This window comes from Aporhodopirellula sallentina SM41 (assembly GCF_000346505.1).
Taxonomy (GTDB): Bacteria; Planctomycetota; Planctomycetia; order Pirellulales; family Pirellulaceae; genus Rhodopirellula; species Rhodopirellula sallentina.
The window spans coordinates 22,163-33,500 of record NZ_ANOH01000446.1 but is presented as its reverse complement, the minus strand read 5'-3'; the positions used below and the strand labels follow the sequence as shown (position 1 = coordinate 33,500).

Sequence of the window (11,338 nt, the reverse complement as noted above, 5' to 3'; positions counted from 1 at the left end):
CACGCTCGTGCACCGCCTTGGCGACCCGATTGTGAAAGTCTGCGAGCAATCCCCACCCGTCGATGCCTTGGTTTTCTTTCCAGTGATGTGCCCACTCGGATTGAACGCTGCTCTCGTTTTTTGACTTCCCACCACTGGGCGGTGTATCCGCTGTCTTCGATCTGTTCTTCGACGTAGGCGGCGGCCAGCTCCGCAGCGTCGTCAAAGTACTCCGGTTTCGGCGTGCCGCGTCCTATCAAGGGGACAGACATGAAATCGGGCCAGTCGTTGAAACAATAGGCGAACGGAATCCGCTTGAATTCGGGGATCGTATTACGATGCCGAACGCCTGCGTCGTATTGGTCGAAGAATGACAGATCGGCGGCGCCCGGTTTGTCGGCACGTTCCTTGAGAGGTTCCCAATTGCCCCATGCCCGCGTCAGCCCCGGGTTGAATTTGAACGCACCGCGACCGGGTAGAAAGTTTCTCTCGGCTGCCCACCGTTCGAACGATTGATCCACCACACCGGGCGTCTCGTGCATCCGGAACCAACGTTGTCGTTGCAGGTCGGATGTTCCACCGATCGACAATTCATGGTCCATGTCGATGAGGATCGTGACGCTCTCGCGTGGAAATTCTGATCCGAGATCACGGTAGGGAATCGTATCGAATTCCGGCGGGATTTGCTTTTGAGCAATAAAGACGAGGTCGTCAATCCTCGCCACGCCGTCGGCTTCCTTCATGAGGAAGCGAATCTTCATCCGCCCCGGCGGTTCGTCGTACAGCGGGATCGATGGCATTTGGATGCGGTAGAAGTCGGATACCTGTTTGCTGCGTGGCGGAGACTTGTCCGGCGAAAATGGGAACACGCGAACTTCTTTGATGCGGTCGAGGTGCTCGCCATGGAACGCGAAGTGGCGGAACAGGCCAGCGATAATCTCGGTGCCTTCCGGGAGCAGCAGTTCGGTGCCGTCGCGTAGCTCTATCGACTTTTCGAGCACGGTGACTTCCTTGAGTCCGCGATCGCGGCCCGAACCGACGTACTTGGTTTCTCGATCTTGGACGAAGGTGTTAAACAGGAAATCGTGAATCGCTTTTTGGTCACGGCCCTCCTTGCTGAGCGTCTGAGCGCTTGACTGACCGGGACAGCAAATTGGAATCAATAGAAGAGCGAGCAGGAACGCAAGCTGGGATCGCAGATGGCGAGGCATGAGAAAATTGGTGGTGTGGGGATGAATTGACGGAGCGAACGATTGCGGGATCGCAAAACGTTAACAATAGACAATGTGACCCAGGATAACATTTCGGGCCGCGTGCGTTGGTGTCCGGTCCGTTAATGCGGTGCTGAATTTCTCGCGTCGGTGTCGTTTCGGCGGCGGACTGATGAGACGTTTGGTCGCGGTGGTGGAGGTTCGAACGGTCGGTTGGGCCGCTACAATGTGCGATCGCGAACTGTGCGATGTGCCAACGTAGGAAACGAAGAACGAATGGAACGATCAACATCGCCCGAAAAGGAAGCCGGTTTGTTGGGACAATGGTCGCTCGCGATGTTGGTGATCGCGAGCATGATCGGCGCGGGCGTCTTCACCACGAGCGGATTCGCGATGGCGGATCTCGGCGATCCACGGTGGGTGATGATCGCGTGGGCGATCGGCGGCGGAATCGCGATTTGCGGTGCGATCAGTTACGGTCAACTGGCTCGCCTCCTGACCGACAACGGTGGCGAATATTTATTCCTGTCCCGATTTGTGCACCCCGCGGTCGGGTTCGTGGCCGGTTGGGTTTCGGTGTTGGCCGGGTTCACCAGTGCGGCTGCGCTTGCTGCGATCGCGATGGAAACCTATGCGATCGGCGATGAGGGGCGTCCGTCGTGGTTGCCACGCGGGACAATCGCGATCGCGTTGGTGTTGGTTTGCACGGCGGCACACGCGTTTCATACCCGGCGAGGTGCTCTGCAGCACAACGTGCTCGTGGCCGTGAAGTTGACGTTGATTGGATGTTTCGTCGTCTGGTCGATGAGTTTGTGGCCGCGTTGGTACGTCGCCGGAAAGACTCTGCCCCCGCTGCCGGATTCGAGTTGGTTAACGATGGCGACGAGTGTGATGTGGATCTCGCTGAGTTATGCGGGTTTCAATGCGGCGATCTACGTTGGACGCGAGGCCAAACAGGGGTGGACCGATATTGCCGGTGCGATGCTCAAAGCAACCGTTGGCGTGACGTTGTTGTACCTGTTGCTCAACGCGATCATGGTGTTCGCCGCTGCACCGGAGGAGATAACGGGCAAGAAAGACGTTGCGACGGTGGCGGCGAAAGCGATCGGGGGAATGCCGTTGGCAACGCTCGTCCGTGTTGCGATTTGTTTGGGGCTCGCATCGAGCGTCTCGTCGACGATTCTCGCCGGACCGCGTGTGTACGCGAAAATGGCGTCCGACGGTATGCTGCCACGGTGGTTTGACTCGGATCGTTCACCACCGACGCGATCGGTGATTTTGCAGGGCGTTGCGATTGCGATTGTTGTGGCGTTTGCTGGTTTGCAAGGTCTGCTTTCGTATCTCGGTCTCACCCTGTCGCTGTGTTCGGCCGCGACGGTCGCCATCCTGTTGGGACGACGAACAGCGAGTGTGCAGATGAACTGGATCGGCGTCGTTGCGGCATGGTTCTACGTGATTGCTACGTTGGTTACGATCGCGTTGGCCGCCTACCATCGCCCGGAAAACGTCATCGCGACGTTGGTCACGATCGTGTCCGGGTTGGTCGTCTATGCGTTGACCATGCGACGGACGTCAGCATCTGATTGACTCGCGCTGCATTTACCGGAAGTCGGTGTCGGCGATGAACAGCCTGCCCGCGTTGGGGCACCGCTGTTGATCCTCGCTGGACATTCCTTCGGTGGCGGTCGTGATCACGATTCGCCATGTGTCTTCGAAAGGAATGAGAGCGGGGCAGGTGTTTCGCGGCGATCCAGGTGTCTGCCAGACGCCACGGAGCTGCGACGTCGCGAGGTCGTACCAGCGCGTTTCGCCGTGTGGAGCAACGTCGGTTAGAAAGATCGATACGATGATTCCGGTTGCGTCCGGCGTCAGGACCGCTCCGTCAGGAACGCCGAGCTCGTCAGTCAGATCGACGAGCGTTTCGGCGGAGCCGACGCAGCCTTCGTCGATGTCGAGGTCGTATTGAACGATCTTCTTCGTCGGTGAATCGATGTCGATCAGTTTGAGACGCCCTTCGCTCGTTTTGCGGATCATCTTCCCGTTGCTGCAAATTTGGTCGTCGCGGAGACGGATCAGTCGCCGATCGTGGCCGCGATAGAGATACAAACCCGCCTTTTGATCTGCAAATTCGAGATCTTTGGTTCCAAAGAGGATGTCATCGCCGTGGACAATGCCATCGTTGATAATTGTGTTTTCAACATCCTCGTCGACACCGTCACAGAACGTTTCCCATGTTTGTGTTGTGGCGTCGAAGATCCCGAGTGAACGTTCGATACCGGCCACGAATCGGGTAGGGATGCTCGTCGATTGATCGTCCGCGATGGCGAACGCGAAACCCGGACGCCCAGGCAATTCGAACGAGTGGTTCGTGTTGGTGTTGAGGTCGAGCAAGTTGATCGAGCCACGTTCCACTGAAACGCCGTGTTGGATCGCGACCCAGGACATCCAACCGGGAACCGTCAACGCGGAGGGCCCTTCGGGAAGGTAGCGTCGCGCCGCGTCGGCCTCAAAAGGGATCACCGATGCGGTGCGGACGATCGGTTCGTTCGGATTGTTCATCGCGGCGGGTTTGGGAGTTCAGTGTTGGGTGTTCGGTGCCGTAGGAAAGCACTGTGAACGGTGAATGCGACGCGTGATTGCGTCACATCAGGACGCGGCCGGATGGCCGTTGCCCGTTGTACGCAGAGTCCGACTGAGTCACGTCGGTGATCAATAGGGAACGTCGATCGCGTCGCACAAAAACCTCATCAACGGTTTGCCGTCGCGTATCAAGCCGACAATCCGCGGCACGATGTCGGGCTGCGTGAAGTCGTGTGGCGTCAGAGGGGATACCGCGATGAAGTCGATGCGTCGCAGGTCCACGATCTCGGGATGATCTTTTGGGTAGTCACGAGGGGCGGTTTTCAGTGATTCACCGGCGAGTTGGTACGACTGCTGAAACTTTCGTTGGTCACGTGCTCGGTGCCATGCTTTGGGATCCTCGTCGATCGCACGTCGGATCGCCGCGAGAGTTTCTCGCTGCGGTCGCCAACAGCCCAACGCGACAAAGCACTCGTCGTCGGCCAAGTGGATATACGCACCCGGCGCGTGAATGTTGCCGTCGGCCTGATGCCGCAGGGAAATGCCGACGTTGGTTTTATAGGGCGTTTTATCTTTGGAGAACCGCGTGTCGCGGTAGATCCGCATCAACGACCCGCCACTGCGTTTGGCGATCGCCTTCAGCATCGGTGCTGAACGACGAAGCGGCTTTTCAAGCTGCGTGATCAGTTCCAGGACCGGTTCCCGGAGAACGCTCTCGTAGCGATCTTTGTTTTCGGCGAACCATTCTCGATCGTTGTTGCGGGTAAGATCATCGAGGAACTCGAACAACTCTTTCGAGATTGGCGAGGGCTTACTCATTCACCCGAACCTTCTGGTGCATCGGCGGGGTTCTCCGGTGCAGTTGATGGTTCGTCGGACATGTTAGGGGCGGCATATTTTTCGGGAACTTCGCGGCCATCCTGTGGGAAACACCGCAGCACGCTGCGTTGCGGCGATCCGATGCTGCTGTCAACTTGCCAAACTCTCCAAATCACGTCGCCGGGACCTTCCATCGAATCACCGGTCTCAATCGGCTCTTCGCTTTCTTCCAGGAAGCATGTCACCAAGCGGAGGAACTGTTCGACTTCGGCAAAGTCGTAACTCTCTGCATGAAAACAGGCTTCCACGTCGAGGAGATCGAGTTGGCCGTTTCCGACGGTGTCCATCGACGCCCATCCGTCATCGAGTCGAAAGAGTCGGACGTTGGCCCAGAGATCCAGTGGCGGAAAGTCGTTTTCCTCGGCGTATTCAAAACTCTCGTTGAGCGTCGTGAGGTCCCTCAGGACTTCGCCGTTAGGGTTGAAATAGCAGATCGCTTGTGGCATCTCTGTAACCGCGGCGGCGATCTCGGTGACCAACGCGAGTTCATCGAACGGTTCGTAGTCGTCGGGCAGGATCGGTGCGTCGTCGTCTTGGCCGAGAACGTAAGAGCTGCGGACGCGCACGAAGGCTTTCACTTGGTCACCGACGTCGCGACCATCCTCCCACACCCACGATTGTTCGCCGGCCCTTTTTAACGAACCGGGGGAATTGAGCGGACCGAAATTGCCCAGCCCGAAGGCGTCGTGAATTTTTCGCTCCGTTTCCGATTCGCTATTCGGATCGCCCATCTCGTCGGGCCAGGGGCGGTCGACGACGTCCACGACAATCTTCCCGCTGCCGTCTTCGTCCATGTTCAGCAAAACGGCGGGGCCGAGGAACGTCCAATCGTCGGAGGCTTCGACGGGATCGGATGGATAGAATTCGTCGATCGTCGCCGCGATATCTTTGATGCTCACGTTTTCTCGCAGCAGAACCACGATGCCTTGGGTGAAAAGTCCCTTAGCCATAGAAAATCCTCTGTTGTTAGTTCGTCGCGTCGATTCGGACGGACTCAGTTAGTGCGGGCATCGCAACGGTTGCAAACCAAATGGTTAGTTTAGGTGGAGATCACTACGGGAGAAACCGGGCTACGGCCCCGCAGAGACGATTCGGACGGTCTTCGCGCCGAGGATCGTTTGACTACCCTGCCGCATATTTCACGTCGATTCTCTCGCTTGCGTGACCGGTATAGACGGCCTCGTCCGGGGAAAAGCGAGGTTCGCCGCTAATACACCCAAATGACAGGAAATCGATACGATGATCAACGCGTCGGACGCCCCCACCGGTCCGGATGTCGCATGCGAGTCGCGGGATGAAGACTCCTCGGCAGGAGAATCGCCGGATGGAGATTTGCCGGCTGGCGAGTTTTCGCTGCGTTGGTTGATTGGATCGATCTTCCTGGCCGGAGTGTTGCCCGCGAGTTTGGTTTTGGCGTGTTATTTCCAACAAGGGTTTGTTCCGGCCGGACGCTGCGCGACCCTTTTGGTCATGCCGATTTCGCTGGTTTGGATTGGGCTCTTGGCGGTGACGATCTGGAACGCGGGGTTGGGACGATTTCGATCGGCGTGCATCGCATTTGGCTTTTTTACCGCCTGGTCGATCCTCGGTAACGGGTCTTTCAATCAAGCCCTGATGTCGTGGGTGGAGGCTCCTTTGGTGGCCAGCCCGCATCCTGAATTCGAGCGTTGGACAAAACTGCCCGCGGAATACCCAGGCAGTTTGCCGATCGACGCCGCAGTCACATTGGGTGGGTCGGCAAGTCTCGTGCTGGATGATTTCGAAGAGGTCAACAGCGAAGGCGAACGAATTCTCTCGGCGGCGCAGGCATATCATTCTGGGATGACGAAGACGATCATCACCACAGGAACGTCCAGCGATGGGATCGGAAATCCGTCCGAAGTCGGCCGAGAGTTGCTTGCTTCTCTCGGCGTTCCGGACGAGGCAATCTTTTCGATCGAAGGCGAAAACACCACTCAGGAAATGGCGTCTCTCGCCGCGTTTCTCGACAGCCCGCCACAGGAATGGCTCGACCGGGTTGGCCCGAACGCTCGCGAGCAACCCACCATTGGTGTGATCTCCAGCGCGTTTCATATTCCGAGAGCGATACGTTTAGCGTCCAACAAGGGGCTCGATCTGATACCGCTGCCGTGTGCGTATCGAAACAACCGGACCGAACGTCCGTTTCTGGCTTCCAACCTGGTGCCCAACGCGGATGCCCATGTGCTCTTGGGGCTGTCGATCAAAGAGATCATGGCTTGGGTTCTCGGCCGCTAACGTTTGCACATTCTTAACATGAGTAGCCCCAGAAGACTTGGACGTTTGACGCGACCGATGTCCGTAACTGGATTGGCCCGAATTCAGTCTCTCTGAGTCTGACGGTTTCGGCGATATCGTTTAAACACGCTCCCGTCGCATCAAGACGCCGATGACTCAGAGGGCAAGTTTCAGAGGACAAGGTTTACAGTGCACTGTTTACAGGGCAATGTTTACAGGGCAGGGTTCCAGACGCTGAAGTTTCAGATTGCTAAGACTTTATCTCGGAGCGACGCATGATTGGGAACCACCGCAACACCCAAATGGCGATTGAGATCGCGACCGCTGTCGAGAAGGTCACTCCGGTCAGCAGCAGCCCCAGAAGCGATGCGGAGGCGGAATGCTTCACGAGCGCCCATGCCGAGAAACAACCAGCCGCCGCCGCGAGGCAACCGATCCCCACTTCACACGCATGCATTGCGGCGCGTTCGTTGTTGCGGGTCGCCGTTGCTCGGAGAAAACCTAACACTGAGGCTTCGCTGATCATCCACATCGCGAACAGCACGGCCAGGAACAACGGCATCAGGTTCAACGAAAAGTTGCCGGATCGGCCGGACAAAACGACCCAGCCGCCGGCGCCGATGACCAGGATTTTCAGGAAATTCGCCAGCCACAATGAAACCCGTTCCCGACGCGGCGTGAAACTGCATCCAACCCCACCGACCAATCCGACCACCAGCAAAACGCCCAGCAAAACAAACTGGCCGCGGTTAAGCCGCACAAACGCGACCAAATCCGACGCCGTATCGGACCAAACCGCCATCGCCATCGACAGCCAAACGGGGAAAAGCAACACGAAATACGTAGCCAGTACCACCTGACCGATCCGCGTTAAGCGGCGGGAGGTGGTGTCGATCGGTTCTTCTGCCTTCCCGTTGACTTCCTCGTCAGGGTGCTTATTTGTTAACGTTTCCGCGTCCCCCGACGCCGATTCGTCAACGAAATTGCTGGTTTGATAGGGGTTGGGGGCCTTCATGGGCGTCCGGTTTTGGCAAAAACAGTCGAATTTCCGAAATAATCCGCAAGACCGGCACAGTTTGACACGATAGAAGAACTACGCAAGCGAAGTGCAAACAAGCTGCAACGGTAGCATGCATTTTGCTCGCTTTATCGAACACGATGAAACCACGGAAGGTTGCTCGGATGACCCGGTTAATGAATTCAACACTGTCTCGCATCTGTCTCTGGTCGTTGGCGATCATGACAATCGCCTCCACCGGATGTTATGGTCTCGGCGGCAGCAACATCAGCTTGGGGTTCTTAGAGTATCCAATCCCAGTTAGCCCGTATTACCAGTTCCTGCAGGAACAGAAGTTCCACAACAAGGAACGTTACGATCGCGTGCCGATCCTCGGGCCGACCACGTCGGGCGGAAATCCCGTGGCCTTGGACCCACCGAGCGATGACGAGGTGATGCAGGCACTCGAGCAAGCTCGCCCGGTACAAGGTGGCATCCCGCTGATCTGGGAAAAGCAACGCAACGATGTGCGAATCATCAAAGAGAAGATCGCCGACTACATCGATCCGCCGCGTTTCTACCCGCTGATCGGTCCCGCTCAATTGCACCACGCTCACTACAAGTGCACGATCTACTTCGACGAGCGAACCACGGTCGGCTATCCGGTGCCTCACACGCTGCACGACCGCGAAGCAATCGAAGTCGTCTATGTTGACCACAACCACTTCCACATGGTTGGCGACGTCGAGCCTTACACCACGCCAAATCTCTAAGAGATAGCGGAACCGACGAGTGGTGACTCACGATCAAGAATCGGGTTCAAAGTGCGTAGCGAAAGTCGCCAAGACTTTCGGAGATTCACGAGCCCTCCCGGAAATTGAGCTTTGACGCACCGCTAGCTCCAGGCCATCCGGTTTGTCGATTGAATCAAGAGTCAACCCGTTTTCGTTTAACCGGTAGCCGTAGGCGACGCTTGAAGGAACACAACCTACCCTTCGGGCACGGGTTAAACGAAAATTGAACGGTGTTGCCGTTAAACGAAGAAATCAACAGCCCGCATCGCCCCCGCGACGGTCGTTCCATGAGCGACTGCGCCGAAGTCCTCCGGTCCAGTTTGTCGAAGAACGCAACTGGTGGCTTGAAAACGAAACACCCATCGATCGCCTGATTCGTGTCCTGCCTTGACTGGTATCACGAACTCAGGCGATTTTTTGTTGCTGAACACATCGTCGATGCGAACAACGCAAAACGAGTCAGAGTGGCGAGAGGAATGTTGGCGGAGCGATCAAAAGCGATTGCAATGCCATGCCGAGAATCGATCCGCCAGCCCACTCCAACCAATTGACCGACGCGCGTTAGTTCCGGTTGTCGCGCGTTGGCCGCGGCAAACGTCGATCGGCTGATGAGTGTGCAGGAAAATGCGATGTTGATTGGTGAAACGATGGTCCGGTAATCGTTGTCGCATTGTTTCGGCCGAACCGGGCAGAACGTCGAGTAACGGTTCATCGCCAAAGCGAACAACGCCGGAATGAACAGCTCATTTGAAACGGCGGACGCGTCGAAGGGCTCAACGAGAAACTCGGAGCCCAATCTAAGTAGGCTGACGACTGCGTGAAGAAGGATGCAGGTTGCAGCTATCCAGTTTGCTTCGAAGATAGGACGGCATCTGGACTGCAGTGATAAGCTCGCGTTTGTCTTTGATGGACAATCGATAAGACAGGGAATCTTCCACGATCAATTCGCCACGAAATATACAGCTTCGCCAAATAAGATTTGACAATCGTAGAGGCTCGTCAGCCGGTCGGTGTTAGCTTCATTTGACACGGAACAACCTGGGCTCACTCCGACCGGCCCGAACCAATCACGAGCACTTTTGAAAACTGCTATGCAGTTACTTCGGGAGCTTCGATCGAGCCGGTTTTCCTACGGCGAGATCGAAACGCGATTCCAACACCAGCGATTCCGAGTAGAGCCAATGAACCAGGTTCTGGCACGGCGGTAGGAGACGTCGTGAACTGGACGCCAACGCCACTTGGTTGGAAAAAGTTGCCTGTACCCGACTCTGCAATGACGCTGAAAGTTTGTGGCGAGGTACCTGAGATATCGTTCGTGCCACTTGCAGGCGAGAAGTTGTCAGCAGTGGTGAAAGCGAACTGGTCGATGCTGTAGATCTTTGCGCCACTGTCAACGATCGTTTCGACTTCCTGAAAACCGTCGAAGGCCACGCTGCCACCCAAGATATTGCTCAGCACGAGGGTGAAGGTTGCGAACTCCCCATCATCAATGATCGCGTTGTGGAGCCCGCCCGTGATCCCCAAACCATTGGCATCTTGCGTGATGCTCTGGCTTCCATCGACGAAGAGTTGAGCATCAAACTCCAGGCCCGCCATATCGTCGTATTCAAAAACGACGCTCTCGAATTCGCCACCGACGATAGAACCGTTGCCTGTTGTCAGGTTGAATACGTGGGTGACTGTCGCCGCATCACTTGGCGGCGAAAGCCCAATTGCTAATAGAAACGTAAGGGTCGTTAAACTAATTCGAAACATGATGATCCTCTAGGTAGAAACAAACGTAGCAGCCCGACACGTATAAGGGCCTCGGGGAAAACAGCGCCAACTAGGATCAATATCCGTATAGGAAATGCGTCTCTGAACGACCGATTGTTTCGAAAAGTTTGAATCTGCTCTTTGGACTTACAAAAGCGTCGCAAACATGACACATCATGAAGCTGGGATTGATGCGATTGACTTCAGTTTGATGTCGATTTCGTGGTGAAAGTGATCCACACATTGAGAGCCAGTGGATGAGTGAGCAAACGATGTCTCTACCGCTAGCTCATAGAATGCACCTGGTAAGAAAATGTGCCTGTCCCCCATCGGAGAGTGAGGCGGTTGGAACGGGAAAGGTTTGTGTGTCCCCCCACCCCTCTCGCGTCGGTTTGTTGCTTCTCTAGTGGAAGCAAGTAATTCGGCAACGGCAAGTAAACCATCGTGTCGCCGTCTGACAATCGTTGCATTGCGCGCTGCGCACCATCTTCATTGGAATCGTCAGAGATTGACGTTCACTTGTAGGCCCTTTTTGAAACGGATTCATGCGAAGGGAGTGGTAGCTGTTCATTACCCGCAAGTCTCTTTACGCGGACTGCGCTTTAGCAATTTGCCGGCGGTCAAGCGAAGCGACCAAAGCGGGAATCGAGAGCAAAGCTTGATGCCGACCCCGAAGGTGGTCGCGAATTCATCAAGGTGGTTTCGCTGCGAGCACCTTCGGAGTCGGTCAGAACTTCCTATGATCGATCTCCCCAAGTGCGCTGACGCGACCTGGCGCTAACCGCTTGTAATCCCTCCGAGAGAAACACTGACCTATGGGTGGACAGAGGATCGCCACAGCGTCTGAAGAATGATGTAGCCGATGTCGTCGGACTTTGTTGCACTGC

Annotated in this window: 8 protein-coding genes and 1 pseudogene; 3 read left to right on the top strand and 6 right to left on the bottom strand. The window is 56.2% G+C overall.

Annotation, left to right across the window (positions count from 1 at the left end; all coding sequences use genetic code 11):
* Positions 1-1,190: pseudogene (locus tag RSSM_RS29285) on the bottom strand (hypothetical protein); the annotation flags it as partial.
* A gap of 276 nt (positions 1,191-1,466) precedes the next feature.
* On the opposite strand from RSSM_RS29285, the gene RSSM_RS29280 reads away from it, so the two are divergent.
* Positions 1,467-2,777, top strand: coding sequence for an APC family permease (locus tag RSSM_RS29280; protein WP_008688393.1), 1,311 nt, complete (start codon positions 1,467-1,469; stop codon positions 2,775-2,777).
* A gap of 12 nt (positions 2,778-2,789) precedes the next feature.
* Here RSSM_RS29280 and RSSM_RS29275 read toward each other — a convergent pair whose 3' ends face one another.
* The 3 genes from RSSM_RS29275 to RSSM_RS29265 form a co-directional block, all read right to left on the bottom strand.
* Entirely contained in the window at positions 2,790-3,749 is a 960-nt protein-coding gene (locus RSSM_RS29275; RefSeq protein WP_008688390.1) for an SMP-30/gluconolactonase/LRE family protein, read from the bottom strand.
* Between the two features lie 150 nt (positions 3,750-3,899).
* Positions 3,900-4,589 carry a DUF2461 domain-containing protein gene (locus tag RSSM_RS29270; RefSeq protein ID WP_008688388.1) on the bottom strand — a complete coding sequence of 230 codons (690 nt, stop codon included), beginning with the start codon at positions 4,587-4,589 and terminating at the stop codon, positions 3,900-3,902.
* Positions 4,586-5,599 (bottom strand): DUF4261 domain-containing protein, encoded by a 1,014-nt coding sequence (locus RSSM_RS29265; protein ID WP_008688386.1) that lies wholly within the window; start codon positions 5,597-5,599, stop codon positions 4,586-4,588. The genes RSSM_RS29270 and RSSM_RS29265 overlap by 4 nt, the downstream gene beginning before the upstream one ends.
* A gap of 289 nt (positions 5,600-5,888) precedes the next feature.
* On the opposite strand from RSSM_RS29265, the gene RSSM_RS29260 reads away from it, so the two are divergent.
* Complete coding sequence (locus RSSM_RS29260) at positions 5,889-6,905, top strand: YdcF family protein (RefSeq protein ID WP_008688383.1); 1,017 nt, start codon at positions 5,889-5,891, stop codon at positions 6,903-6,905.
* A 250-nt stretch (positions 6,906-7,155) separates the two neighbouring features.
* On the opposite strand, the gene RSSM_RS29255 is transcribed toward RSSM_RS29260, so the two are convergent.
* Positions 7,156-7,920, bottom strand: coding sequence for a hypothetical protein (locus RSSM_RS29255; RefSeq protein WP_008688381.1), 765 nt, complete (start codon positions 7,918-7,920; stop codon positions 7,156-7,158).
* Between the two features lie 143 nt (positions 7,921-8,063).
* Here RSSM_RS29255 and RSSM_RS29250 point away from each other — a divergent pair, with 143 nt between their 5' ends.
* Positions 8,064-8,675 (top strand): hypothetical protein, encoded by a 612-nt coding sequence (locus RSSM_RS29250; protein WP_008688378.1) that lies wholly within the window; start codon positions 8,064-8,066, stop codon positions 8,673-8,675.
* 1,110 nt (positions 8,676-9,785) lie between these two features.
* Here the strand turns inward: RSSM_RS29250 and RSSM_RS29240 are convergent.
* Positions 9,786-10,451: a PEP-CTERM sorting domain-containing protein gene (locus RSSM_RS29240; protein WP_008688373.1), complete on the bottom strand. Its 666-nt coding sequence runs from the start codon at positions 10,449-10,451 to the stop codon at positions 9,786-9,788.
* Positions 10,452-11,338 lie beyond the last annotated feature (887 nt).

Coding starts and splice junctions, on each gene's coding strand:
- RSSM_RS29280 (WP_008688393.1), top strand. CDS start 1,467: ATGGAACGATCAACATCGCCCGAAAAGGAAGCCGGTTTGTTGGGACAA.
- RSSM_RS29275 (WP_008688390.1), bottom strand. CDS start 3,749: ATGAACAATCCGAACGAACCGATCGTCCGCACCGCATCGGTGATCCCT.
- RSSM_RS29270 (WP_008688388.1), bottom strand. CDS start 4,589: ATGAGTAAGCCCTCGCCAATCTCGAAAGAGTTGTTCGAGTTCCTCGAT.
- RSSM_RS29265 (WP_008688386.1), bottom strand. CDS start 5,599: ATGGCTAAGGGACTTTTCACCCAAGGCATCGTGGTTCTGCTGCGAGAA.
- RSSM_RS29260 (WP_008688383.1), top strand. CDS start 5,889: ATGATCAACGCGTCGGACGCCCCCACCGGTCCGGATGTCGCATGCGAG.
- RSSM_RS29255 (WP_008688381.1), bottom strand. CDS start 7,920: ATGAAGGCCCCCAACCCCTATCAAACCAGCAATTTCGTTGACGAATCG.
- RSSM_RS29250 (WP_008688378.1), top strand. CDS start 8,064: ATGAAACCACGGAAGGTTGCTCGGATGACCCGGTTAATGAATTCAACA.
- RSSM_RS29240 (WP_008688373.1), bottom strand. CDS start 10,451: ATGTTTCGAATTAGTTTAACGACCCTTACGTTTCTATTAGCAATTGGG.